This is a genomic window from Bacillus sp. FH, from assembly GCF_052216825.1.
GTDB classification, from domain to species: Bacteria; Bacillota; Bacilli; order Bacillales; family Bacillaceae_G; genus Bacillus_A; species Bacillus_A paranthracis.
On record NZ_JBQOUU010000001.1, the window covers coordinates 93,402 to 119,025 of the forward strand.

The 25,624-nt window shown below is 34.2% G+C and carries 28 protein-coding genes and 3 pseudogenes; 9 read left to right on the forward strand and 22 right to left on the reverse strand.

The window, feature by feature from the left end:
• Positions 1-10 precede the first annotated feature (10 nt).
• Genes ACTT1L_RS00540 through ACTT1L_RS00550 form a run of 3 tightly spaced genes read right to left on the reverse strand, consistent with a single transcriptional unit; the run spans position 11 to position 3,158 of the window.
• Positions 11-952, reverse strand: a complete 942-nt coding sequence (locus tag ACTT1L_RS00540; protein WP_318581724.1) for a proline racemase family protein — start codon at positions 950-952, stop codon at positions 11-13.
• Positions 949-1,986, reverse strand: a complete 1,038-nt coding sequence (locus ACTT1L_RS00545; protein WP_434606132.1) for a proline racemase family protein — start codon at positions 1,984-1,986, stop codon at positions 949-951. Before ACTT1L_RS00545 ends, ACTT1L_RS00540 begins: the two co-directional genes overlap by 4 nt.
• Positions 1,983-3,158, reverse strand: coding sequence for an NAD(P)/FAD-dependent oxidoreductase (locus ACTT1L_RS00550; RefSeq protein WP_074541673.1), 1,176 nt, complete (start codon positions 3,156-3,158; stop codon positions 1,983-1,985). Before ACTT1L_RS00550 ends, ACTT1L_RS00545 begins: the two co-directional genes overlap by 4 nt.
• A 180-nt stretch (positions 3,159-3,338) precedes the next feature.
• On the opposite strand from ACTT1L_RS00550, the gene ACTT1L_RS00555 reads away from it, so the two are divergent.
• A complete protein-coding gene (locus tag ACTT1L_RS00555; RefSeq protein WP_442821713.1) occupies positions 3,339-5,000 on the forward strand; it encodes a sigma-54 interaction domain-containing protein in 1,662 nt (553 codons plus the stop codon).
• 56 nt (positions 5,001-5,056) lie between these two features.
• On the opposite strand, the pseudogene ACTT1L_RS00560 reads toward ACTT1L_RS00555, so the two are convergent.
• Positions 5,057-6,214, reverse strand: a pseudogene (locus tag ACTT1L_RS00560) (IS3 family transposase).
• Between the two features lie 147 nt (positions 6,215-6,361).
• Between ACTT1L_RS00560 and ACTT1L_RS00565 the strand changes: the two are divergent.
• From ACTT1L_RS00565 to ACTT1L_RS00575, 3 genes and pseudogenes are all read left to right on the forward strand, one after another.
• Entirely contained in the window at positions 6,362-6,634 is a 273-nt protein-coding gene (locus tag ACTT1L_RS00565) for a (2Fe-2S)-binding protein (protein WP_000182238.1), read from the forward strand.
• The gene (locus ACTT1L_RS00570; protein ID WP_000087049.1) at positions 6,631-6,963 is read left to right on the forward strand and encodes a (2Fe-2S)-binding protein; all 333 of its coding nucleotides are present in this window, start codon (positions 6,631-6,633) and stop codon (positions 6,961-6,963) included. Before ACTT1L_RS00565 ends, ACTT1L_RS00570 begins: the two co-directional genes overlap by 4 nt.
• Positions 6,960-8,194 (forward strand): annotated as a pseudogene (locus ACTT1L_RS00575) (NAD(P)/FAD-dependent oxidoreductase). The gene ACTT1L_RS00570 and the pseudogene ACTT1L_RS00575 overlap by 4 nt, the downstream one beginning before the upstream one ends.
• A 24-nt stretch (positions 8,195-8,218) precedes the next feature.
• On the opposite strand, the gene ACTT1L_RS00580 reads toward ACTT1L_RS00575, so the two are convergent.
• Both ACTT1L_RS00580 and ACTT1L_RS00585 read right to left on the reverse strand, forming a co-directional pair.
• Positions 8,219-8,527: a YxcD family protein gene (locus tag ACTT1L_RS00580; protein WP_000447759.1), complete on the reverse strand. Its 309-nt coding sequence runs from the start codon at positions 8,525-8,527 to the stop codon at positions 8,219-8,221.
• On the reverse strand, positions 8,515-8,964 hold the full coding sequence (locus ACTT1L_RS00585; protein ID WP_000914477.1) for a hypothetical protein: 450 nt from the start codon (positions 8,962-8,964) through the stop codon (positions 8,515-8,517). The genes ACTT1L_RS00580 and ACTT1L_RS00585 overlap by 13 nt, the downstream gene beginning before the upstream one ends.
• A gap of 259 nt (positions 8,965-9,223) precedes the next feature.
• On the opposite strand from ACTT1L_RS00585, the gene ACTT1L_RS00590 reads away from it, so the two are divergent.
• Complete coding sequence (locus ACTT1L_RS00590; protein WP_000447224.1) at positions 9,224-9,988, forward strand: DUF1836 domain-containing protein; 765 nt, start codon at positions 9,224-9,226, stop codon at positions 9,986-9,988.
• Positions 9,989-10,167: 179 nt separating this feature from the next.
• Here ACTT1L_RS00590 and ACTT1L_RS00595 read toward each other — a convergent pair whose 3' ends face one another.
• From ACTT1L_RS00595 to ACTT1L_RS00605, 3 genes are all read right to left on the reverse strand, one after another.
• Complete coding sequence (locus tag ACTT1L_RS00595; RefSeq protein ID WP_442821714.1) at positions 10,168-11,004, reverse strand: metallophosphoesterase family protein; 837 nt, start codon at positions 11,002-11,004, stop codon at positions 10,168-10,170.
• 64 nt (positions 11,005-11,068) lie between these two features.
• Complete coding sequence (locus tag ACTT1L_RS00600) at positions 11,069-11,566, reverse strand: GNAT family N-acetyltransferase (protein ID WP_000454877.1); 498 nt, start codon at positions 11,564-11,566, stop codon at positions 11,069-11,071.
• Positions 11,567-11,601: 35 nt separating this feature from the next.
• Entirely contained in the window at positions 11,602-12,714 is a 1,113-nt protein-coding gene (locus ACTT1L_RS00605) for an HD domain-containing protein (protein WP_061130582.1), read from the reverse strand.
• Positions 12,715-12,991: 277 nt separating this feature from the next.
• Between ACTT1L_RS00605 and ACTT1L_RS00610 the strand changes: the two genes are divergently transcribed.
• A complete protein-coding gene (locus ACTT1L_RS00610) occupies positions 12,992-13,597 on the forward strand; it encodes a DedA family protein (protein WP_000254816.1) in 606 nt (201 codons plus the stop codon).
• Positions 13,598-13,656: 59 nt separating this feature from the next.
• Here the strand turns inward: ACTT1L_RS00610 and ACTT1L_RS00615 are convergent, their stop codons facing one another.
• Positions 13,657-14,124, reverse strand: a complete 468-nt coding sequence (locus ACTT1L_RS00615) for a hypothetical protein (protein ID WP_061130581.1) — start codon at positions 14,122-14,124, stop codon at positions 13,657-13,659.
• Positions 14,125-14,264: 140 nt separating this feature from the next.
• Here ACTT1L_RS00615 and ACTT1L_RS00620 point away from each other — a divergent pair, with 140 nt between their 5' ends.
• The gene (locus ACTT1L_RS00620) at positions 14,265-14,489 is read left to right on the forward strand and encodes a hypothetical protein (RefSeq protein WP_000558700.1); all 225 of its coding nucleotides are present in this window, start codon (positions 14,265-14,267) and stop codon (positions 14,487-14,489) included.
• A 39-nt stretch (positions 14,490-14,528) separates the two neighbouring features.
• On the opposite strand, the gene dltD is transcribed toward ACTT1L_RS00620, so the two are convergent.
• The 9 genes and pseudogenes from dltD to ACTT1L_RS00665 form a co-directional block, all read right to left on the reverse strand.
• Entirely contained in the window at positions 14,529-15,710 is a 1,182-nt protein-coding gene (dltD, locus tag ACTT1L_RS00625; RefSeq protein ID WP_071741975.1) for a D-alanyl-lipoteichoic acid biosynthesis protein DltD, read from the reverse strand.
• Between the two features lie 266 nt (positions 15,711-15,976).
• A complete protein-coding gene (locus ACTT1L_RS00630) occupies positions 15,977-16,504 on the reverse strand; it encodes a GNAT family N-acetyltransferase (RefSeq protein ID WP_000461339.1) in 528 nt (175 codons plus the stop codon).
• A 116-nt stretch (positions 16,505-16,620) separates the two neighbouring features.
• Entirely contained in the window at positions 16,621-18,243 is a 1,623-nt protein-coding gene (locus ACTT1L_RS00635; RefSeq protein WP_071741974.1) for a peptide ABC transporter substrate-binding protein, read from the reverse strand.
• Positions 18,244-18,263: 20 nt separating this feature from the next.
• Positions 18,264-19,265: a C40 family peptidase gene (locus ACTT1L_RS00640; protein WP_000755445.1), complete on the reverse strand. Its 1,002-nt coding sequence runs from the start codon at positions 19,263-19,265 to the stop codon at positions 18,264-18,266.
• 39 nt (positions 19,266-19,304) lie between these two features.
• Positions 19,305-20,366 carry a dipeptide epimerase gene (locus ACTT1L_RS00645; RefSeq protein ID WP_140394928.1) on the reverse strand — a complete coding sequence of 354 codons (1,062 nt, stop codon included), beginning with the start codon at positions 20,364-20,366 and terminating at the stop codon, positions 19,305-19,307.
• 143 nt (positions 20,367-20,509) lie between these two features.
• Positions 20,510-20,836: a DUF3870 domain-containing protein gene (locus ACTT1L_RS00650; RefSeq protein WP_000271328.1), complete on the reverse strand. Its 327-nt coding sequence runs from the start codon at positions 20,834-20,836 to the stop codon at positions 20,510-20,512.
• 259 nt (positions 20,837-21,095) lie between these two features.
• Positions 21,096-21,452, reverse strand: a complete 357-nt coding sequence (locus ACTT1L_RS00655) for an FtsB family cell division protein (RefSeq protein WP_001228720.1) — start codon at positions 21,450-21,452, stop codon at positions 21,096-21,098.
• A gap of 388 nt (positions 21,453-21,840) precedes the next feature.
• On the reverse strand, positions 21,841-22,437 hold the full coding sequence (locus ACTT1L_RS00660) for a DJ-1/PfpI family protein (protein ID WP_000981417.1): 597 nt from the start codon (positions 22,435-22,437) through the stop codon (positions 21,841-21,843).
• Positions 22,434-22,520 (reverse strand): annotated as a pseudogene (locus tag ACTT1L_RS00665) (ankyrin repeat domain-containing protein); the annotation flags it as partial. The pseudogene ACTT1L_RS00665 and the gene ACTT1L_RS00660, both read right to left, overlap by 4 nt.
• Positions 22,521-22,673: 153 nt before the next feature.
• On the opposite strand from ACTT1L_RS00665, the gene ACTT1L_RS00670 reads away from it, so the two are divergent.
• The gene (locus ACTT1L_RS00670; RefSeq protein WP_000903440.1) at positions 22,674-23,105 is read left to right on the forward strand and encodes a cytidine deaminase; all 432 of its coding nucleotides are present in this window, start codon (positions 22,674-22,676) and stop codon (positions 23,103-23,105) included.
• 255 nt (positions 23,106-23,360) lie between these two features.
• Here the strand turns inward: ACTT1L_RS00670 and ACTT1L_RS00675 are convergent, their stop codons facing one another.
• The 3 genes from ACTT1L_RS00675 to ACTT1L_RS00685 all read right to left on the reverse strand — a co-directional run bounded on the left by ACTT1L_RS00675 (position 23,361) and on the right by ACTT1L_RS00685 (position 25,137).
• Positions 23,361-23,591, reverse strand: coding sequence for a hypothetical protein (locus tag ACTT1L_RS00675; protein WP_000789033.1), 231 nt, complete (start codon positions 23,589-23,591; stop codon positions 23,361-23,363).
• A gap of 311 nt (positions 23,592-23,902) precedes the next feature.
• On the reverse strand, positions 23,903-24,166 hold the full coding sequence (locus ACTT1L_RS00680; protein WP_001262613.1) for a hypothetical protein: 264 nt from the start codon (positions 24,164-24,166) through the stop codon (positions 23,903-23,905).
• Between the two features lie 206 nt (positions 24,167-24,372).
• Entirely contained in the window at positions 24,373-25,137 is a 765-nt protein-coding gene (locus ACTT1L_RS00685; RefSeq protein WP_000490900.1) for a class I SAM-dependent methyltransferase, read from the reverse strand.
• Positions 25,138-25,342: 205 nt separating this feature from the next.
• Here ACTT1L_RS00685 and ACTT1L_RS00690 point away from each other — a divergent pair, with 205 nt between their 5' ends.
• Positions 25,343-25,624, forward strand: a complete 282-nt coding sequence (locus ACTT1L_RS00690; RefSeq protein ID WP_442821715.1) for a hypothetical protein — start codon at positions 25,343-25,345, stop codon at positions 25,622-25,624.

Below are 25,624 nucleotides of genomic sequence, written 5' to 3' on the forward strand. Positions count from 1 at the left end.
CTTTACTATTTTATTTTAATAAAAATCCTGTCGGAAACGGATCTGTAGGATCTAATAGAAACGTCTGCATCCCTGTAATAAATCCTCTACTTTCAAAACGGAAAATGTAACCCATTTCTTCCTTCTTCACTTTTTCAACAGTTATAAAGCTATTACATATACTTTCATTTATAAAAGGTTTATCCGCTATATAATCATTTTTAAATAATGTATGAACAAAAGACACAATAGTAGAGACAAACCCCGGCGAACGTACGATAAAGTTATCTTCATGAAATGTAATCGACTTTATATGGTTCTTTTCTTTTTGCGTGGAATCTACTAAAATAAGTCTTTTTATAAGTGACTGTTTTTGTATAGCTTGTAGTGTACTTTCTCCCCATTTTTTCAATTCTGAAATGTTTTCAATACGAATTTCTGGCGAATACGCACCTTTTTCTACAACTGCGTATACTTTATCTGCCTGTATGAGAGAGTAACTTATATTACCAACTTGTAAATTTTTCTCAATCATATAACATAGTTTACTTTCAAGCGAAACAGATACAACTTCATCATTCTCTACATACGCATGGACTAAAAATATGCCAGATAACGTTTCGATTTTGTATTGATTCGTCTCTCTCTTTTTTAAATATCCGCTTTCTAGTAACATCGTTATGACTGCGACAATACCTCCGTAATGAAGAGGTATTGACCCTTCGTGATTAAAAAATAATACAGCTGCATCGATTTCAGGATGAATAGAAGGAACGACGATACATCCATTTAAACCGATAAAACCACGCGGTTCATTTAATAAAAGCTGCATTTCTTCTGCTAATTCACTTGAAAATTGTTCGTTTAATTGCTCTAAATTGTAGTAGTACTTGCATGGTACATCTTTTATTACACGGAATGCCTCGCCATTTACGTGTACGTCTACTGCTGTATACATTTTTTGAATGTTCATTTTACATCCTCCGTTTCATGTTCCATCGGCGGAATTAGCAAAAAACCTTCTTTCAGTGGATCCTTTTCATTGTAAAAAAATCTATGCATCCCCATAAGCCAAGCTGAACCTGTAATTTTCGTTACGACCGCTTCCATATTTTCAACATTTGTCGTATTTATGACACACCCTTTAAATAAAGAACCAACGATACTCTCATGAACAAACTCTTCATCAATCTCAATTTTTTGGTTCGCATATAATACCGCTAACTTCGCTGATGTTCCTGTACCACATGGAGAACGATCAATTCCTCCTGGCGGAACGACAACTGTATTTTTCACATGTGCATTTTCATGTGTAGGATCTGTATAAAACTCCACATGGGTTAATCCTCTAATAAACGAATGCTCTGGATGAATGATTTCAAATTTCTCATTAATAATATTTCTTATATGAATTGCCTTATCTATGATTGTAGATGCGTTTTCTGGTATTAACTCTAACCCTACTGATTTCGCATCGATAATGGCATAAAAATTCCCTCCATACGCAATATCCGCCTCTACAGTTCCAATGTCTTCGACGTCTACAGTAATGTGTTTCAGTAAAAAAGCTGGTATGTTACAAAAGGAGACTTCTTTCGCTTTTCCATCTTGAACAAAGATATCCACTTCAACTAAGCCGGCTGGCGTGTCTAACTTTAACGAGGTAATCGGTTCAACTACTGGAATTAAACCTGATTCAATTAAAGCTGTACATACACCAATTGTATCGTGACCACACATCGGTAAATATCCACCTGTCTCTATGTAAATAACACCAATATCTGCTTCAGGATGACACGGATCTGTTAATAGTGCTCCTGACATTACATCATGACCACGCGGTTCATTCATTAACAATTTGCGAATCCAGTCATACTCCTTTTTCATATGTAACATCTTCTCTGCCATCGTCTCGCCTATTAACTTAGGCAGGCCGCTAATCAATGTTCTCGTTGGATTCCCACCCGTATGTGTATCAATCGTCGTAAAGACTCTTTGTGACCTCATCCGTTTAACACCCTTTCTGTAAAACGACTCAAACGAAGTGGTTCAATAGGAATGATTGTTTCTTTTTCATTTAATAACTCTTCAATCACTTTTCCTGTAACTGCGGCAAGACTAATGCCATCCCCCTCATGCCCTGCTGCTATAAAGTAATTTGGGATATGTTCCACACGTGAAATAATCGGCAAATGATCCTCTGTCCACGGGCGTAATCCAGCATAGGAACGAATCACCATCATATCCGCCATTTTCGGATAAAAACGTATTGCTCTGTTCGCAATACATTTAATAACCTCGTTATTTATCTTCGTATGAAACCCTACAAACTCTCTACTACTACCAATTAAAAAATTTTGGCTTTCTGTCGGCTCAAACACAAGAGCTACCCCATATTTTTCAGTTAAAGCATCCACTTTTCGTTGTCCGCCAAATTTAGAAATTAAATAACCAAATTCCATTACTTTACGGCAACCAACGTGTTGTTGCCTTGAAGCTACAATAATATGCCCTTTTCTCGGTTCAATTGGGATATTTACATCCAACATTTGTCCGATTTTCGGAGCCCACACACCCGCTGCGTTCACCACTTGCTTCGCAGTAAACGTCCCATTTGTCGTTTCTATAATAAAGGAACCGTCTTTATCTCTTTTCATTTCTTTTACTTCCGTATGATTAAAAGCCTTCGTACCATATTTCTTCGATTCTGCAAGAAGTGAAAAAGCAAGAAGATATGGATTTACAGTCGAATCTGTTGCGCATTCTAACCCGCCTAATAAATCATCTGCAAAAAATGGCGATTCCGCTCTTATATCTTGCCTATCAAGCATTCGAAACGGTAAACCAGCTTCTTTTTGGCGATTCACCCATTGCTGCGCTGCTTCCATCTCTTCATCCGACTCACATACGAGAATACTTCCTGGCGCCCTATATTCAAATGAGTGCTCTAACTCTTCACTTAAATCCGTTACTAATTTTTGACTTACTAACGACATTTGACTATCAAACCCGGGGTCTTTATCAATAGCCAAAATATTTCCGTCACACCGTGAAGACGTCCCGCTGACAAATTCTCCTTTTTCAATGATTGTTACGTCTCTTCCGTATTTTGAAGTGTAATAAGCGATCGAGCAGCCAATAATACCGCCGCCAATTATTAAAACGTCGCAGTGCCTCACAAAATACTCCTCCTTCCCCTAAAGCTCTCACTTTCTTTTATGCAATTGACGTGCCAACTGTACATATATACAATTTTTATAAATAATATTTTTATTTGTAAAAATATTTTAAATTTATCGCAAATAAGTGTATTATTTTTTTATCACTGTCAAAATTTTTATACATAATAGGAGGACAATATGGCATTCTCATTTCCCACAATAAAAGAATTTCTAAAAATTTTATCCATTGATCATACATACTGCTTGCAACATATTGGGCAAATTAACGGAAAGTATTATTACCGCCCTTCTACTACAGAAAAATATAACTGTGCAGTAATATATGAAGATGAATCATTCACCGCTTTAATTGACGCGTTTTCCAATGAAATAGTCGTTATCATAATGAACGAAAATAAAGAGCCTATATGCTGTATAACAGCTCAGCAAATCATCCCGTTTCTTGTTAAGTCATACAATGAACTCCATTCTTTTTATAACACCGTAATACAAACAACGGATTCTTCCGTTACAGTCATCGATGATAAAGAACGCGTTTGCACCTGGACAGATGGCGCCGAGAAGATCTTTTCAGTCAAGCATAATGAGATTATTGGGCAACCTATCACTCGTTTTTTTGACTGTAAAGATTTGGAAATTTTGCAATCATTACATGACGGAAAAAGTATAATCGCTCAGTTCCATCAACCTCGTCCAGATTTGTTCGTATTAATTAACTCAAATCCAGTTTATTGTAACGGTGAAATTATAGGAGCAGTCGTTTCAGAAACTGACGTTACAAATCAAGTCGCATTAAATGAAAAACTATTCAATATGTCACATGAAATGCACCGTTTAGAACAAGAAGTAGCAAAGTATAAAGATGAATCCGACCCTTTCCTTACGATGAATGGAAAGAGCCCCGTTATACAAAGAACGATACAATTAGCTAGAAAGGTTTGTTCGGTGAAATCAACTGTTTTAATACTCGGTGAAAGTGGTGTTGGAAAAGAAGTATTTGCGAAAGCAATTCATGATGCAAGTGAAGCAGCTAAAGCTCCATTCATTTCAATTAACTGCGGCGCAATTCCAGAAGCATTATTTGAAAGTGAATTATTCGGCTATGAGCGCGGGGCATTTTCTGGTGCAAATAGTAAAGGTAAGAAAGGTAAAATAGAGCTCGCCCAAGGTGGCACATTATTTCTTGATGAAATAGGAGAAATGCCGCTCGATATGCAAGTGAAGCTTTTGCGCGTACTACAAGAACGAAAATATTACCGAGTTGGTGGAGAAAAAGAGATTCATATTGACTTCCGTATTATCGCTGCTACCAATCGTGATTTACAAGAAGAAATGAGAAAAGGCACGTTCCGAGAAGATTTATACTATCGCCTAAATGTAGTTAGTTTGCATATTCCACCGCTGCGTGAAAGACGCGAAGATATTATTGAATTAACCTATTTTTTCCTAAACGATTTTTCAATAAACTATAACAGACCCATTCGCGACTTACCTTCAAGCATTATGCATGAACTGCTTCATTACAATTGGCCAGGTAATATTCGCGAGCTCCGTAACGTTATTGAAAGACTTGTCGTATTTGCGACTGACGGTATTATAAAGCAAGAATATTTACCATTTCATACAACCGAAACTTTAGATAATCATGCGGCTCATTCCTTATTACTCAGCAACAATAATACAATCCTCTCTTTACAAGAAGAGATGGAGGAACATGAGAAAAAGGTCATTGAGAGGGCTTTACGCATTTTGAATGGAAATAAATTAGAATGTGCGAAACAACTTGGTGTTACGAGAGCCACTTTATATAACCGTTTAAAAAAGCTGGGGTTACAATAAACCTTACCTCCTCTATATTGAAGTGAACCCTGAAAACGGGACACCAATCAAAACACCTAAACCACTTGTTCCCTAAATTCTTTAGGGGATAGGTGGTTTAATTTTTCTTGAATTCGCACACAATTGTAGTAATGAATGTATTCTAGCACAATCTTTCGCACAGTTGTGTTGGATACTTTTGTTATCTTTTGTGAATAGAAAGCTTCACTTTTCAAATGACCAAAGAAGCTTTCCATGACGGCATTATCATGGCAATTTCCTTTCCGGGACATGCTGGTGATAATGCCGTTTTCTTTGGCGTACGCTTGAAATTCTTTTGCTGTATAAATACTTCCTTGATCCGAGTGAAGAAGGACACCTTTTACTTTTCGCCCTCTCATTGCTTGTTTTAATGTCTTCATCGCCAATGTTAGTGTTTGCGACTCGCTGATGACACAACTAATAATTTCACGATTAAAGGCATCCATAATCGTTGATAAATACAAGGTACGCTCTCCAAATAATAAATAAGTTACATCCGTAAACCACTTTTCATTTGGTCTGGATGCATCGAATTGGCGCTCCAATCGATGAGGGGCTACCATTGGTTCCGCACCATTGATATATTTCTTTTTCTTTCGACGTACTTTTGAAAGAATATGATTTTGTCTCATGATTCGTAATACTTTTTTATGATTGACACACAGTCCCATTTTTCGAAGAGTAGCGGTCACTCTTCGATATCCATACCGGAATCTATGCCTAAGACAAACATCCTTTACTTTCTCTTCTATATCCTCTTTTAGATCTTCCGTTCGTTGTAACCAACGATAAAATGTGGACCGGGGTAATTCTAATACGTTACACAATTCTTTTACCGTTAGCTTTGTTTTTAAATCGTTCCATAAAGTAACTACAGTTTCTGGTTTCAGCCCCTTTCGATTTCTAGATACTTTCCCCATACAAGTAATTTTGTTTTTAGATGTTTATTTTCTAAGCGTAACTGTTCCAATTCATTTAACTCTTTTGGCCCTTTTCCATAAGAATATTGTTTTCCTACAGGTTGTTGAAAACGGTACATTTGACCGGTACGATACCATTTCATCCATGTCTTAATTTGGGGAAACATTTTTAATTCCAAGCTTCTCCATAATTGTCCGATTGGAATATCCATCCTTTTTCATTTCAATCACTTTCCACTTTATTTCTTCTGGGTAATGAACTCTTGTTTTCAAACCAAAAACACCTCCATTGAATTTGCATACTTAGTATGCGAATTCAGGAGGTGTTTTTTTCATGTGCCACTATTCGGGTTCACTTCAATATTGGCATAGTTTTTGCATTATATAATTTGTGCAAACCGAACTAGAGGAGGAATACATATGACGAATAAAGACCACTTAATTGTTTGTCGATGTGAAGAAGTTACATACGGTCAACTTCAATCGACAATTGCTGAATATAAATGCTCGGCAAGAGAATTAAAACTAAGAACACGTGCTGGCATGGGATTTTGCGGTGGCCGCACATGTAGAATGATGATAGATCGAATGATTGAACATGCAAATCCAGGCGTAACTACAAATGATATTCCATTGAAATATCAACCACCGGTACGAGCAGTTACTTTTGGATCGGTAGGTGAAAGTAAATGAGTAGAATTACACATCACCCTATTTTAGGGAGTTTACATAATAGTAATCGCATTACTTTTCAATTTAACGGTCAACAATATGAAGCATATGAACATGAAACGATTGCGGCCGCTTTACTTGCAAACGGAATAAGAACATTAAGAGTGCACGAAGATAACGGGACGCCGCGAGGTATTTACTGTAATATCGGACATTGTTCTGAATGCCGCGTCACAGTAAACAATCAAGCAAACGTACGAGCATGCTTAACTGTCGTTGAAAAAGATATGGTTGTTGCTAGTGGTAAACAGCATCCAAATATCGTTAGAGAGATGGTGAAAAAGCGATGAATGATGTCATAATTATCGGAGCTGGCCAGCGGGTTTATCAGCCTCTATCTCTTGCGCTCGATTTGGACTGAATGTACTTGTTATTGATGAATTTATGAAGCCTGGCGGAAGATTGTTAGGACAATTACATCAAGAACCTACTGGAGAATGGTGGAACGGGATAAAAGAATCAAAACGCCTTCACGAAGAAGCACAATCTCTTTCAGTTAATATTCAATGTGGCATTTCCGTCTATAATTTAGATAAAGATGAAAGTTCTTGGTTCGTCCATACGAATATCGGTACGTTAGAAGCACCTTTCGTTTTACTTGCTACTGGCGCTGCTGAGTACTCTATCCCTCTTCCTGGTTGGACACTCCCTGGGGTGATGTCAATTGGCGCTGCTCAAGTTATGACGAATGTACATCGTGTTCAAGTTGGGAAAAAAGGAATCATTATTGGTGCTAACATATTGTCATTTGCTATTTTGAATGAATTACAATTGGCAGGAATTAAAGTGGAACATATCGTCCTTCCTGAAAAAAGTGAATTAAGTCAACCGGCTGGTGAACCAGAAGAAGTTTTAAATTCTCTTTTAAATGCGGCTCATCTCGCTCCTTCTGCTTTTCTACGCATAGGTAGCCATTTTATGAAATATGACTGGATTCGAAAAGCCGGATTAACCTTCTATCCAAACAGTGGAATGAAAATAAACGGTACACCTCTTCACCTTCGAAAAGCAGCTCTTGAAATTATCGGAACAAATCAAGTTGAAGGTGTACGCATTGCTAATACTGATACGAAAGGAAATATCGTAACCGGATCGGAACAAATATATGAAGCAGACTTCGTTTGTATTGCCGGTGGCTTATATCCTCTCGCTGAACTAGCCGCTGTAGCTGGCTGTCCGTTCCGTTACATTCCGGAATTAGGTGGGCATGTTCCTCTCCATTCTGAAACAATGGAAACCCCTCTTGCTGGTTTATTTGTAGCCGGGAATATAACTGGTATTGAAAGCGGGAAAATTGCAATGGCACAAGGAACTGTTGCTGGATATTCAATTGTAAAACAAACAAATAAAAAATCTCATTCGGTTGAACAACAATTGCAACAAGCAATCCAACATGTACATGCGGTACGTCAACAAGCTGCTATACAATTTAACCCGAGCATTGATGTCGGTAGAAGAAAAATGAATGAAATTTGGCGTGATTATTCCCTTGCATATGCGCATACTAAAAAGAGCTGCTGAGATTACTCTCAACAGCTCTTTTTCCTACTCATCTGAGTTATTAAATTTCGCTAACGCGTAAATACCTTCTTCATCATCTAATTCAAGTTGTAATCTCGCCGCAAATGAATTGACATTATATTCTCTGTCAAGTAATAAGCGTAGTGCTTCGATTAAGTTCGCTTGAATTAAAATTTGCTGGCGACCATTTACCTCTACTTCAGCAGAAAAACCATAGTCATCGTCGTACATAAGTTCAACTAAAACTTCTTCTGGACCAACTTGTCTTTTTTCAGCGATATATACGCAAAGGGCATTAATCAGTTCTTGTTCAGAAATTTTTATCGTTTCCATGCTACTTCATCTTCCTTTTTCTTGCGTTGATCTTTGAAGTATTTAAATGCACGAATTGCTAACATTACGATACCAGCCATTACTAACATATTTACCATAAATGCTAATACAGAACCAAGAGCTCCCATATTTGCAAATAAGCTACCCATTAGTAAACCACCGAGACCACCTAGTAATAAACCTTTCATAAAGCTTCCTTTATTACTTTTTGGTGCTGTATTTGTTGCTTTTGTTTTTGAATCAGGAGTCGTTTTTTGAGAATTTACATTTGAGTCTTTTTTGTTTAAATCAACTTTTGACTTTTGACCTGAACTTGGTGTAAATGACTTTTTACCAGATTTGTAACTCTTCGCTGCTGCGTGATCTACAAACATGAAGCTACTAGCTCCAAAGATAACCATGAATGCTGTCATGACTGCTACAAGTTTTTTCAACATATTATATCCATTCTCCTTTTATATAGATATATGTGAAATCTACCTTTCTAATAAATTCAGAATGATAGATTTATTTTTAGAAACATTTTAAAGGTTCTTATGAACTTATTATATGAACTTTTGTCGAAATATGCAAGTGTTATTTACTTCCGACAGTTTAGTGACAAAGGAAAAATTAAGCAAAACAGAATTGACTTTAAATGAAACAAAACATATTATAGGTTCATAAGAACTTTTTATTATTTATGGAGGTGAAAAGATGGAAACATTTCATCTCACACGAAACGAAATGGCTACCCTTCTTCTATCATTAAGAGGATGGAATACGAAAAAGCCTCTCGGTATTTTACAAGAAGCTTGGGCAAAGTCACATAAAAAAGATATTGAAAGCGGACAAAGCGTAACTGCTTTTATTACTACCGCACTTTCACCTATTTTTGAAAAACTGATAAAAATTGACGATACAGACGTCGGTTTCTCTTTAAATGAAATAGTCGCGCTTGGCAATCAGATCGAAAACACAAGTTTCTCTGTAACTGCCATGCAAAACTGGGTGAAACGAGATATAAAAGAAATGATTGGCTCTCCTCAAAAAGGAAAAAAATATTCAATTGAACAAGCAGCCTTACTATTCATTGTTGAAGATTTAAAAACAGCACTTGATTTTGAATCCATTCGTAAGCTATTACGCCTTATCGTAAACGACCCAGCCGATCGAAGTGATGACTTAATCAATCCTGTTCATTTATATGGAGCATACTCTTCTCTATTTGAAGAACTCAATCAAGGGAATTGCTTACAATTAAATGCAACAGATACAATCCATACAATTGAAAACATCGTAAAAGAAAGAGCTGATAAAATTGCAAGCAAGTTCGATCAGGTTAATAACGAACAACGTGAAGCAATCCGTAACGCCATTATTATCGCCACACTTTCTGTACATACCGCTTATGTACAAATGTTAGCGAAACGTTACGTAACAGCAACTTTATTTTTACAGAACTTAGATGTGAAGCCGTAAAAAACAAGCATCCCCCTATCTTATATGTAGAACTGGGAGATGCTTGTTTTTTATATCAATATAAGATGCAAAAATCGTTTACATATAAGTTTCATTTTACAATTGCTCTTGATTATGTAATTATCATTACTAATCTATAATTCATTCAACAATTTTCATTTCGTGCTATTAAATGCCTATTAGATTTTCTCGATAAACTTAATTACATCATCGTTGTAATTGTATTTATCATTAATTTCTCGCAATAATTCAATATCGTGAGTATGATTTTTTCCAGTCTCGAGCAATTCGCGATATAAATCAATATAAGGAAGATTTTTACTAATAGCATTTTTTAATTCCTTTTCTACATCATAAGAAACTTTTTTAAATCTCACCTCCGCAATCCCTGCCTCATCAATCTCAAGAATTGCATACTGAGCACGTAAGTCAGAGTTTAGCTTATTCCACTTGTAAAAAGGTTGTCCAACTGTTCCTGGGTTAATAATTAATTGATCATTGCTACTATAGCGCAACAATTGATGGTGGGTATGAGCGTAAATCGCAATATCATATTCACGATCAAATAACCGATCAAACTGTTCCTGATTATTAGTGGGCCACAAATCTCCTCCGTAATTTTTATTTTGTAAATTATGACTAATACTGATTGATAAATCATTAACCTGTTTTATTATCTGTAATGGTAAATTTTTAATATGCTTAATATAGTTTTCATCCAAGTTTTCACATTGATACTGAACTAATCTAGAAACATAAATATCAGTTGCGTTATCAATATCAATGTTTTTATTAAGAACGTCAAGAAAGCTATCTTCCCAGTTTCCTTGTACATAAGTATCAACGTTTATACTTTCTAACATTTTAAATAAATCATTCGATCCAGAACCTGGCATAATTAAATCTCCTAAAAACCAATAATCAGTCACATCTTCTTTCATAGAATCTTCGATAACTGTTTGTAAAGCAGTTGCATTTCCATGTACATCTGCCAGTAATGCAATTTTATGTTTCATGTATTTTATTCACTCTCCCTAATTCACGCTATATTCAGAATTAAATACACGCGCTTTTTTCTTTCTATACTGTTTCCTCTTTCTTAACTCTACGCATTTCGTACACTTTCACTTCATTCTCCACATACGATTTTACTTTTTCAAATCCAGCTTTCTCATAACAACGAATCGCCCTCTTGTTATCTTCCCTAACTTGCAATAGAACTGCTTCTATATCAGGGTCTAAAAATGATTTACTAATAAAATACTTTGTAATCTCCGTTCCAAGCCCTTTTGAATATAAATTCGAAACGCCAATGAGAATAGAGTATTCCATCACATATATATCATCATATTTCGTCTTTTTTAATCCAACTCTACCTATTACTTCATCCTTCACTACTATTACATGATAACTTGCATGAGACCGCGACAATTTTTCGGTCCAGTACTGACGAAGCTCTTCGATTGTATATCGCTTAAATGGTTTTATATCCGCTATGTTATGTAATTTTTCATCGTTATACCATTCTAATATAACTGGTAAATCATCCATTTCTAAAAGGCGTTCTTTCCACTCCACATTTCCACCTCATCCATTTTATGTTTTCAAACTAATTAAATTGAATATGCATATTCTTTTTTAGGTAACCTTACTATCTCTCGAATAAAAGGGGATTTTTCTACAATATCCTCTAGCTGCCCCTCACTATAGACGTAAATACCACCTACATATGAACTGTACGCCTTTTTCTCAATTATTATTGCTAAATTATTATTCTCCCTCTTAAAATCACCCTCCAGCCCTTTTTGAAATGATAAACTTTTAGTACCTGAAAAATAAAGCTGAATTAACGCCACTAATTGTTTGTCCTCTGATTTTGCAAAGCACTGAATTTCATGTAAAATCATTTCATCTTGTAACGGAAGAAAGTCTTCTACTAGTAAATCTTCTTTATAAAAGAAATTTTGTAATTCAGGAGTATAGAACTTAAGATTTTTTTCCATTACCTTTCGAAAAATGGATTGCAACAATAAATCTTTTCCTATTACAAACGGATGACCAAAGCCATTATTATAAAGTCCTTCTTTCATTTTCATTAGTTGTTCAATCAAAGGGATTCCAGATTCTTCAATTACAAGTTTACCATTAATAAAACGCATACTAGCAATCAGTTCTTCAATTCTTAAGCCCTCTAATTCAAGATTAGAATAATATAAATCTCTATTCCAAAAATCTAATTGATCCATGCCTAATGAATTAAATAATAGTTCATCTATAATTAGAAAGACTCCATCTTCTGTTAAAGCTTTCATTACATCATCTAATAATTCAGGGGTCTGATTTAAAATCGTGCGTATTTCTTCGTCCTCTTGAATGATTCGTATAGTCCACTCACCATGATCTTCAGCTGATATTTGTTGAAAACAATGCGAATACGGGCCATGACCGACATCGTGTAGAAGTGCTACAACAGATAATAACTCCCTCTCATATTCTGATAAATGAATATCACCAATATTCGTAAGATGTTCTATCACTTTATTTACAAGTACATATACACCTATTGAATGTTCTTTCCTCGTATGTATTGCGTTTTCGTGTAAAAAGTATGTATGTCCCTGCTGTTTAATATAAGCCAACCTTTGAAATGCTTTTGTATCTATCAATTGAAGAATATATCTATCCTGAATAGATATTGGTCCATAAATCGGATCTGTAATATACATATGTTCTCCTCCTATTTTTGTAAATTAAAGACCTTCATCATTATACTTAATTTTCAGTCTATTATCATTGGAATATGAGAAATTTTTAATAATCTTTTCATTCTCTCTTCATGAAAATTGAACTTATATACTTTACTATAATCCTTATAAAGGACATAAAAGAATTGAAATAGCAATCCCCTATACAAATAATGTATAATCTACACATAGTGAATCTTTTATGTTATTAAGTATAAGGTTCACCTATTCAAAAATACATAAACTAGAAGGTGCAACAATGGTAAGTAGTTTTATTCACTCAGTATTAACATTTTTTGAAGGGCTAGGTTATTGGGGCATTATGCTTGGACTTATGATTGAAATTATCCCAAGTGAGATTGTCCTTGCTTATGCGGGATACTTAGTATTCAATGGTAGTATCTCATTTTTAGGCGCAGTTGTGTTTGGTACAATTGGTGGTGTTATTGCTCAAATCTTTATTTATTGGATTGGCCGATACGGCGGACGCCCTATATTAGAACGTTATGGAAAATATATTTTCATACATAAAAAACAAATAGATGCTGCAGAAGATTGGTTTAATCGTTACGGAACTGGCGTCATTTTTACAGCACGCTTCATTCCAGTAGTGCGTCATGCGATTTCAATTCCTGCTGGTATTACAAAAATGTCATTCCTACGTTTCACTACGTTAACAGCACTCGCAATCATCCCTTGGTCTATCATTTTCATTTACTTAGGTGAAAAACTAGGTGAAAATTGGGAGAATATTAATGATATCGCTGGACCATATGTGAAATCATTCGCAATTGGTGGCGTCATACTTATTGTTTTATACTTCGTTATAAAAAAATGGACAAAAAAACGTAAAAATCTTGCGTAAAAATATAAATAAAAACCGCTATACATTCATTACGAATGTTAGCGGTTTTTATTATAGGCTTAATTTTGTATTAGAAATTGCATTATTTCTTCTTTGTGCTTTAAGTCATGTTGAATGAGTGATGAAAAGTAATGATTTAATTTCACGTTTTTAGTGCCAAATTGGTAGACATTATAAAAATATTTGGTGGGAATTCGCTCAATTTCATCCACTAACTGTTTACGAGTAACACTAAATTGATTTAATAGTCCTTCTTTTGAAATACCAGATCTCGCATATTTAATTGCTCCCTTATTCATTTCCTCAACATCTATTGGAACATTTGGTACAGATTGTCCACTTATAAAGTATGGAATTCTATGCTTTATTAAAAACGCATCCCAAACGATAAAATGTGAAATCACATCTGCAATTGCCCATGAACCTTCTCTTAATGCCTGAAACCATATATCATCAGGTACTCGCTGTAATGTTTGACACCATTCTATTATATTTAACTTTTCTTCTAAAATATTTTCTTTCTTCATTATGCATTCCTTTCTCGCACTTGTAATTCATTCATATGAATATCTTCTAGGAATTATATAAAAAGCCTCCATAATTATGTGGATAAGCAACAATTCACTCATTCATTTCGTATATTATCTCAAAAAGGAGTGATTCCCCTATGCATTGGCAACAAAAAATACAATACTTAATCGGACGCCCTATCGGTATTTCCTTCATAAATGGGCAAGGAACCTCTGGTGTATTATGTTCAGCACATGATGGTCAATTATATGTGTATGAATACCTTTATCAAGCGCAGTTCGCAATGAAACATTATGATTTTAGACACATTCAAGATATACATGCCTTTCCGAATTGCCCACATCAAAATCCTCTATACTAAAAAAAGGAACAGCTTATAGCCGTTCCTTTTTCTCCACACTTATTTCTCAGTATAAAAGTTTTGCACTGCTTCATCAAAGTAAATCCAGCCTTTCCAACCTAAATGAATTGTATCTTTTAAGAAATACTTATCATATTCATGGCCAGAGAAATCGACTACTGGATACCCAGCTTTCTCAACTTGTTCCCGAACTTTTTTATAATACACTTCACGGCGCTCTTTAGGGAAACCAGCGTAATCATACCACGGTCCATTTACAGGTACAGAAATAAAGAGCGGCTTGACATTTTTCTCTTTAAAAATATTTAAAACAATTTGTAAGTCATCATATTCTGGTGATTCTTCATACGATTCATTTGCTCTAAAGTTTTTTAAACCTTTTAACTTTTTCTTCAAATTATGTTTATAGTAATATGGATTTTCAATTCCGAATGTGTTTGTAGTAGATTCCGCTTTCCCTTCTTCTTCCGCATGTTTACGTGCATCTACCCAAGAAATTGAACGTAGTCCCACATTTGTTTTTTCTTTCATCGGCTCAATCTTAAATATGGAGTTAAATAAATCTCTATGATCTAAAATATTTCGATGCATATAAGCAAGTGGTTTAACTAAACCCGCTTTTACGTTATGTTTCGTATCATTAAATACAATACCTTCTAAGGAATTTTTTAATATATCATCTTCTTGAACAACTTTATAATCTAAAAGTCGTTTCGCAATTTGCTTCTTCATTTCTACATTTATTTTATCATTAAAAATAAAATGATATGCTTGTTGTTTAGAGAAATTGTTCGTAAAATCCCCCTGCGATACACCAGTCTTTGTAAACCATTGTGGTGATAAAACAAAGACTACTTTTTTACCTTCTAACTCATCCATTGTAGATGTCATATTTAATATATGAGCTAAACTTTGTGTACCGCCAATCCCAATTAAATATGGCGTAAAACCAGCGGGATTTACTTTGAAATAATTAGACGGATGATATGCATCCATTCGTAAAAATTCAGATGAACCGTACATCGGTAAATACTGCGAATTCTCTAACATTTTCTGTTGCAAGAATACACTTTGTAATTTTTCTTTTTGTAAGGAAGTTGCCGCATCTGCTACCTTCTTATCACTAATCAGTGATACTAAACTTTTCGATGGGATGAGTATGATAATAAAAAAAAGCACACACGCTAAAATTATGGGACCAAAGGCATGCTTCATTTTCATTTTTTATTCCTCTTCCTATCGCAATTAAATTGTAACCCTTGTCTTTGACACGTCATCATTTCTCTCCTTTTTCTCTATACATGTTCCATTCTATTTATCTATTATATACATGTATGTATTTCTTTCCTTGTTCTATTAAGACCTATATATAGCGCAAGAAAATGTTTCCATAGAAACACGTTAATTATACAAGATTCTACATACATTTCACACTGAAATTTTAGTAATAATTTTATTTTTTAACAATGAAAAAACATATGAAATGTCTAGAATTCTTCGGATGATGTATTGAGTTCAAAATATGATAATAAGCGCCCGCTATAATCAACTTCATGAGTATATATAAACCCTAGATTTCGTAAAAGTTTTTTCGAGTTCTCATTTGCTACTTTTACTCTAGCAATTATTCTTTTTACATTCATCATCTCTTTTGCATATTGAATGGAAGCCTTTGCTGCTTCTGACGCATATCCATTTCCCCAATATTCCGGATCAAGTAAATACATAATTTCTATTTCACCTGTTTCATCTATTTTTCTTAAACCACAATGTCCTAAAAGCTCTCCTGTATTTCTATTAACTAACAACCATACCCCGAAACCATACTGTTCCCAATGTGATATTAGTTGCATAATATAGTCCTTTGCTTCTTCCTTTGACATTCCCTTTGATTTAGCAAGCCATTTGCCAACAGCCTCTTCTTTTACTATGCTATAAAATTGATCAACATCTTCTATAATGGGCTTTCTCATGAATAACCTTTTTGTATGTATTACTTTCTTTTCTTCAAACATAAAACTTCATTCCCCTCCAAAATTTTATACAGACTAGTAAATTATACCATGTACTATTTACCCGACTTTAACTAAAAAACAGACTACCACAAACGTGGAGTCTGTTTTCTCATCCTTTATTTTTGTACATCTGCCCACTTTAAACTTGTTGCTGGTCCAAATTGATGTACGTATAAATCTTTCACATACGGCTTTTGTAAGTAAGATAATCCGCGCTGGAATACTGGAGCAATAACTGCATCATCAAGTAGCATTTTTTCAGCATCTTGTAGTGCTTTCCAGCGAGCCTTTTCATCATTACCTAATTCTGTTTTAATCTTCTTAATTAACGCATCATATTCTGGATTCGCATATTCAGTATTGTTCACACTACTTCCAGAAAGGAATACTTCTAAGTATGTCATTGGATCTGGATAATCTGGTAGCCAACGTGATAATGACATTTCATATTCTTTCTTCTTCTCTAGCGCTAGCTTTTGCGTATGTGGTTGTAATTTTACATTTACCTTTAAGCCTGGTAAGTTTTTCTCTAGCTGTTCTTTAATGTATTCTCCTACTTTCTTAAAGTTTTCTAAATCATAGTTTAATAACTCAAGCGTTACTTCATTTGTACCAGTCTCTTGCTTCGCCTTTTCCCAATATTCTTTCGCCTGTTTTACATCCGTTTTATTAAACTCACCTGCTGTACTTCTAAAATCTTTTTTATCTGGACCTTTTAAAAATCCTTTTGGCACGTAATAGTTTGCAGCAACCGATCCATCATTTAAAAATGAAGTCGCAAGTCCTTTCTTATCAAACACTGTACTTAGTGCAAGACGTGCATTTTTATTTTTAAGAATCGGCACATTTTCATTAAATCGGAAGAAGTACATAACCGGATCTGTATATTGTTTAAGCTCTTTATTATTTTTATATTTATCTACGAATTCAGTTGAAATGACAGCTCGATCAACTTTATCTGTTTCATATAAATTTACCGCAGTTGAAATTTCTTTAACAATTTGATAGTTTACTTCATCTAACTTCACTGCTTTTTTATCCCAATACTTTTCGTTTTTCTTCATCGTAAAGCTCGCTTCATGCTTCCAATCAGATAGTGTAAAAGGCCCATTATATACCGCTTTATTTGCTTCTAATCCATATTTATCACCTTGTTCTTTCGCATATTTTTCGTTAATTGGATAGAACGATGGTAAAATAAGTAATTTCGTAAAATACGGTACAGGATGTTCTAACTCTACAACGAATGTTTTATCATCCGTCGCTTTTACTCCTAATTCCTCTAACCCTAGTTGTTTCTTATTTATTTTCTCCGCATTTTTCACATCGTATGCAATGTATGCATATTGAGAAGCAGTATCCGGATTGATAAGCTGTTTCCAAGCATATACGTAATCTTGCGCTGTTACTGGATCTCCGTTAGACCACTTCGCATCACGCAAGTGGAATGTATATGTTTTCCCATCTTTACTCACTTCATATTTTTGTGCTCCAGCCTCAATCACTTCATCGTTTTTCGATAAGCGGAATAATCCTTCCATGACGTTATTTAAAACGTTAAATGATACTGCATCTGTTACTTTCCCTGAATTTAATGACGGAATTTCACCCGTTTCTAGTAACTGTAATACTTTCTTCTCATCTTTCGGCTTTGTCGTTGTTTTTTCTTTTGCGCAGCCAACTAAAATTGAAGAAACGAATAAAGTACTAACTAATGAGTAACGAACAACTTTTTTCATTTGAAAACCCCCTCTATTTTTTAAGGTAAGTAACGACGGGCGCCAGCGTATTCTTCTATATATCCTGGTGTATTTAGCGGTATAATCTCTACCGATCTTTCAGCTCTCGGTGAGTGAATCATATTTCCATCACCAATGTACATCCCCACATGATGAACACTGCCTTTCCCTTGATCATGTGCAAAGAAGATTAAATCTCCTTTTTGTAAATGTTCTTTATCCACTGCAACTCCATTTCTCGATTGCGGACCAGAATCTCGTGGAATTGTAATACCGTGCGATTTATAAATCGTATGTGTAAATCCAGAGCAATCAAATCCGAAGCCACTTGTACCAGCCCAAATGTACGGTAATCCTAAAAACATTTTCCCTGTGTTTATTAAATCATCGGCCGTCGGGGTTGGAATATCATTTTGAGAACGGTAAACCGTTCCATCATGTTTTCGTAGCCAAGCTTTCTGCCCATTTGGTAGCAACACGCGGTATGAAATTGTATCTTCACTTAGGAGGGGCAGCCGCGTATTATAGCTCACTTCAAGCGATTTATGTTTTTCAGAAGGATTTATATATAAAATGGCTGTCGGTTTTGTTACTAATACGAAAGGTTCATTTGTTTTATCTGCAAATTCTTGATTATATGTTAACTGTTTTTCAGGCATCCATCCTGGGTAGCCTTCTTCATTTCGAGGTGTTGGCTGACCATGGACTAACACTTTCACCCAATCCCCTTTTTTATCTACAACTGTTACTTCTTGGCCTAATAACGCTTGCGTTTCTAATTTATTTGCACTTGTTAACCAAAGTTTCTCATCCAGCGTCATCGACTTCGTCCACTTCCACAAATCAACTGGATTTGTAGCACTTGGTGCATCAATTGGCCGTAATGAATCAGGCGTGGTCCAAAGTGTTGCGGCAGATACATCGATAAACGCCTTACTATCTTTCTTTTCTTCAGCATTTGCTGATGTAAACGATGAAAATATAAATAAAGTTGTTAAAAATGCAGTTCCTACTTTTTTCATACATATCCCCCTTAAAAGATAATTTACTAGTCTCTTCTCCTAAGATTTACTATTCACTGTCGATTGAAGGTTTACCTTTGATCCAGAATAAGTCATTCCTTCCGGTTCTTCCATTAACCAAAGTGGCGCATCAAGATCGAAGTAATGAATATTAGGATGTGCAGCAGCTAAATGTGCAACAGCGCTAACAGAAAGAGAAGATTCCATCATGCTTCCTACCATACATTTCACACCAGCTGCTTCTGCGATATCAGCAATACGCCACGCTTCACGTATGCCTCCACATTTCATTAATTTAATATTGATTAAGTCTGCATATCTTCCTTGCACAATTTTTAATGCATCACTCGCTGAAAATATGCTTTCATCTGCCATAATAGGTGTTTGTACATGATCTTTGACGTACTTTAATCCATCCCAATCTTTCGCATGAACAGGTTGTTCAATAAATTCAATATTTAAATTGCGATTTTCCATCTCTTTAATGATAGAAACTGCCTCTTTTGGATTCCACCCTTGATTTGCATCTAATCGTAACGTCGTATTTTTTGGTACGCTATTTCGAATCGCTTCAATACGTTCTAAGTCTAAGTGTGCAGATTTCCCCACTTTAATTTTTAAAGTTTGAAATCCTTTTTCTACATGTTGCTTTGCCTCTTTCGCCATAATGAACGGTTCATCTACACTTACAGTAATATCTGTGTGAATTTCTTTTTTTCCACCTAATAATGCGTAAAGTGGAATGTTATGATATTGACAATACACATCATATAATGCGATATCTACCGCGGCTTTCGCACTTGGATTTCCAATGCAACTCATTTGGATGTGCTGTAGTAACTGCTGAAATTGAATGATATCTTGACCAATTAAATTGGAACGCATCGGCCCTAAAGTTGCTTCTTCAATCCCGTTAGCGAAATCCCCCGTAATAACCGGTGTTGCAGCTGCTGCACCCTTGCCAACAATTCCTTCATCTGTATGAATATATACATCTATACTTTCTATTTCGGTTACGGTACGAAGCGCGGTTTTAAACGGTGTATGAAGATTTACACGTCTACGATTTACTTTTACATCGGTAATTTTCATTTTGTTCATCCTTTCGTTGTCTGGCAAAACGGATCCTTAATTCTCAACTTTTTTGGAGCAAAAGATCTCCGTTTTCGCTTACTTTTCATATAGAAGGTAAATGTGAAATAAAAAAATCCAGCCATAAGAAGATTCTTACGGCTGGATTTTGTCTATGAATGGGTAGACAAAGCAGCAATTTGATTATATTTTTTCTGTGCATCTTTTAATGCTACAAGTAATGCTTTTTGAGACGAACCGAAATAACGATCTTTTATTTCCATTACTAATTCTGGGTCATTAATATTTTTATGTAGAAATAAATATTTAACGAATTGAGATGTTAATGCAATTGTCGCTGAGCAATCTGCATCTACAATTTCCCCAGTCTCCTTAACAAGTACAAACGCTACAAAATAGCTTTTAAACTTTTCGGTAATGGGATTATTTTGAGGTGCTTTCGCATCCCCTACGACATAAATTGTATTTGAAGCGTACACAGCTCTCTTCCTTTCTAATACGGGATAACGGTTTTCTTAATAGTCGTATGAGTGATAAACTCAACATGGATTAAAAAATGTATCCGCTTACCTTGTATTATAATACAATTGACAGAATTTTAACAACATTTATTTTCGTATATATTCCATAAGTATAAAAACAGCTCCAGCTCTTCATTTTTATAATATGTAATTGTTTCTTGTACCATGACATTCCTACATGAAAAAACAGCTAGCTATCGCTAACTGTTCTATTACACTATTTCGGCAACACAAATATAGTTTCATTTGACTTAGAAAATTGATATTCTTTTCTCGCAAACTTCAAAATTTCTTCATCATCATCTGTTAAATTTTCTATGTTAGTCTTTAAAGAAGCCTCATCTTTCTTTAAAGAAACCAATTGTTTTTTTTGATTCGTAATTGTATCTTTTTTTTCTACAATTATTTCTTGTTGTTTCGTTAAAATAAATTGAACGTACAAAGTAGCCGCCGCAATAAATATAAACATGAATATAAATCGCCTTAGTTTTTTCTTATTAATTGCTCGATTTTCATTAGACTGTGATAGTTGTTCTTGTATATTAGGAACATTTATTCGCTTGAGTTTCCTCATTATGAAATCCCCCTAACACATATATTTTCACTACCATCGGCATGATTTCTTATTAACTTTAATTCTATTCTTATAAAATAAGCTCCTTCACAAAAATATCTCACTAATTAACCAATTAAAGATAGCATTCGACGACATTTCCATATTTACATTGCATTTTTTTATGTATGCTGGCATAAAATAGTAGTTTCTGTTATTCTTTTTCTACTATTGTAGAAGAGTTTTTTTACATACAAAGTTCTCCTTGTTTTAACATGGTTACAAGGAGAAAAGAGATGCATTTTCGTACATTCGATAAAACTAGAATGACTGTTTAAGAGCTTAAGTTTAGAGCATAGATCATACCTATATACACTCAAAATAAGAAAAAAGCCCAATTTGGGCTTTTTTAATTTTGTAAATCAATATCATATTCCATATTTTTGGCCGTTTCTTCAGCGATCTCCACACCTAGCAAATTTTTCACAATATGAAATGACATGTTAATACCAGCTGAAATACCTGCCGATGTAATAATATGTCCTTCATCTACAAATTTCACATTCTCCATTACTTCTACATTCGGAAAATCTTTTTTGAAAGTTTGAATACTAGCCCAATGTGTTGTTGCTTTTAACCCTTCCAGTAAACCAGCTTTCGCGAGTAATAACGCTCCGGTACAAACTGAAGTCATTAGCTTTACTTCTTTCATTTGCTGACGAACCCAATTTATTACAATATCATTTTTCACTTCATTTTCCCGTGCGCCTTTACCACCTGGAATGATTAATATATCAACTGGTGGTAAATCTTCAATACTATAATCAGGCTTTACCTTTAATCCGTTCCTTGCTGTAATCATTTCTCCATTTTGGCTAACTGTATAAACAGTAAATGGTTTCTCTTCATGTACTTTAGTGATAGAAAAAACTTCAAATGGCCCTGCAAAATCTAACACTTCCACCTCATTAAATAAAAATATCCCTACACTCCATTTATTCATCACACGTTCACTCCCTGTTGCAAATAATGTAAAAGGTGAGTATGACCTTTTTCTAAGGCTATATCATAGGCTGTTTTCTCATCATCACACTCTTCTATATGTTCTGTTGATTATTATAAATTCCTTTTTTAATTATAGTTTACATAATAATATTATCTATTTAACATTTATCTTTTATTTTAAATATTAAAATTTCCCGCTAAAATAATGCTAATCATGTTTAGTATGGAGGCGAAATTATGTTACACGTAATACCTTTAAATAGTGAAGACTATGATTTAATTAAAGCGGCTGAAAAAGTAATCGAAAAAAACTATAAATATGGCCGTCATCATATCGGTTCAGCAGTACGCACTAAAACAGGTAATATTTATGCAGCAGTACATGTTGAAGCGAATGTTGGAAGAATAACAGTATGTGGTGAAGCTATGGCAATTGGAAAATCTATTTCAGAAGGTGATCATGAATTTGATACCATTGTAGCAGTTGCTCACCCACACCCTCATGAAGATATAGAAAAATGTTGGGTTGTTGCTCCATGTGGTATGTGTCGAGAATTAATAAGTGATTACGGAAAAAATACGAACGTTATACTTTCTTATAATGGTGAACTTGTAAAATGTAACGTAATGGAATTATTACCTGAAAAGTATACAAGTGAAGTAGAATAATTATTCCTGTGTTCCATTCATCTTATAATATTATTCCAATAAAAAAACAATCCGTTTTAAAAACGGATTGTTTTTTTATTTCTGTTTTATGCAGTTTATTTTATTTTTCTATTTTTTAAAATAATTAAATTATCATTAACAAAAATGAAATTAAAAACATTTAAGTTTATTACATTTTTCATTTGAAAACAAAAATGCGTTTTCCCCTTACATTCGACAAATATTAATATAAAATCTCTAAAATCAGCAGTCTTATCATACCAATCTATAACAATTCTGTCTTCTTCCCTTACCTGTTTCCTTTAACACATATGATTTTAATACAAGCGACGTTAATGAATCTGTTAATGTTTTATATGATAAATTAGATAATGCCAATAGATCGTTCGTATATAACATTCTATGCTTCTCTAATAATAATAGTACTAATCGTTCAGACGGTTTTAATGCCTCATCACTTTCTAGTATAAAGTCTATATTTTTCATTTCTCTAATTATTACTCCTTATATAAAAAAATACTTACGCAACTAATTTAATATAAAAATAATACATAACAAAATTTGAAATATATTAAAATAACATTGTTTTAAAACACTATTATACTATAACATAGAAAAAGCATTTCCCGAAATAGGAAATGCTTTTTTATTGCTTATAGAATTCTTCAAACCATACATTATATTTCAAATATTGATCCGTACAATTCCCTACAAACTTCTCTGATCATTCAAAAGTATTTGTAGTACATCAAGTTCTACTAAAATGAGTTAACCATTTTCCGGCATTTTGTTCTACCTTAAATATTTCTTGCGATGTGCGGCTTACTGTAATGACTTGTTCCACCACCGCCTACTACTACTTTACCGCCTTGTTCGAAAATTAATAATTTACTTGAACCATCTGCAAGAAGTACTATTACTTCAGCATTATTACTTGTTGCTACATAAATTATATAACCACTTTTTGATATACAAGTTTCCCAATTCGCATCAAATTCTGATCTTACTACACGATTTGAATACACTTGATTTTCAATTCTATCTTGTTCTTCGTTTGCCAAATTTATCCCCTACCTCTCTAAAATATCATTTATAGAAACATTACAGTTCTATTTAAAATAGTGACTGTCTTTAATATAAATAGTATATGTAGTTAGTAGAAGGATGCTTGGACAATGAAAACGTAATAACATGTACGCAATATAATATACAATTAAAACAAGACAATCGATATTGTATCGATTGCCTTGTTTTCTTACATACTTCTTTATTTTTCTTTTCGCACAGCTTCAAAAGTAAACATTTGATTTGCATTTGACGGTTTTTTTTCAAAAACATAGTCAGCAGAGCAAGTAATATTAGAGAAACCAATACTTTCTAAAAGAAGTTTAAACTCTTCTATTCCATACCAACACACCGCAAAGCGTTGCAATTCCGTTTGTACTAACTGCCCTTTACTCCATTTTTCATATTTTAAATAGGATAGAGTAACTTGGTTCAGCCAATCTATTTCAATTGATTTATTTTCTAATGTAATTCCGTCACCATTTGGTAAAGAAAAAGTCGATGTATGAATCTCCCCCGTCTTCCAGTCATACGGAAGCATAATATCTACGATTAATCGTCCGCCTGGATTAAGGTGTTCATAAAAACATTTCAATGCATTTATAGAATCCTCTCGATTTTCAATTAAGCAAAAAGAACCAGTAGGAATAATAATTGCCTCATATTTATGCGGAAGTGAAAATTGTTGTAAGCTTCCTTCATATAAATTAGGGTGTAAGCCTCTCTCTTTGCATCTTATACGGCACGATTCTAGCATCTCAGGTGAATAGTCAATCCCATCTACTGTAAAACCAGCCTCAAGAAGCGGGATGATGACACGCCCTGATCCTACTGCTGCTTCGAGAATTCTTCCTCTACAATTTTTTAAACGTTTTTCGTAATACTCAATATCACCATTTAAAGAATAACCGACAGGCTTTGTGTAATCATAAAGTTCCGTGCAAAGTGTACTATAAAAACTAAACATTTATTTTCTCCCCCGTTTTTTACGTACGGAAGATTTAAATTCAATTAATCTCCCTGTACCTGTATTTTTAATGAAAATTCGAAAGAGCTGACTGTCATACTATATCACTCACTTTCCATAGAATATAATCATATTGTATAATATTTCCTTTGAAATACCAATGTAAATAATGAAAATTCAAACTCTTTACCAAAAGGAGGATATGATGAATTCATTCATTATATTTCTTTTACTTCTTATTGCTTTTAATGCTCTAATTTTCTTTATATCAAAGAAATATAGGGGAATATGGAAAATTACCAGTGGCATTTTCATTCTTTCTTCCCCCATCGTTTTCTTCGCCACTTTGCATGTAATTGGTGAAAAAGTAGGAGATGGATTCGCTGGAGGTTTTGCTGGGCTTACATTTAGTGGCCTATTGATCATAAATGCAATTTTTTTATTTATTGTAAGCCTTTTTGTATCTACCAATAAACATTCACATTAA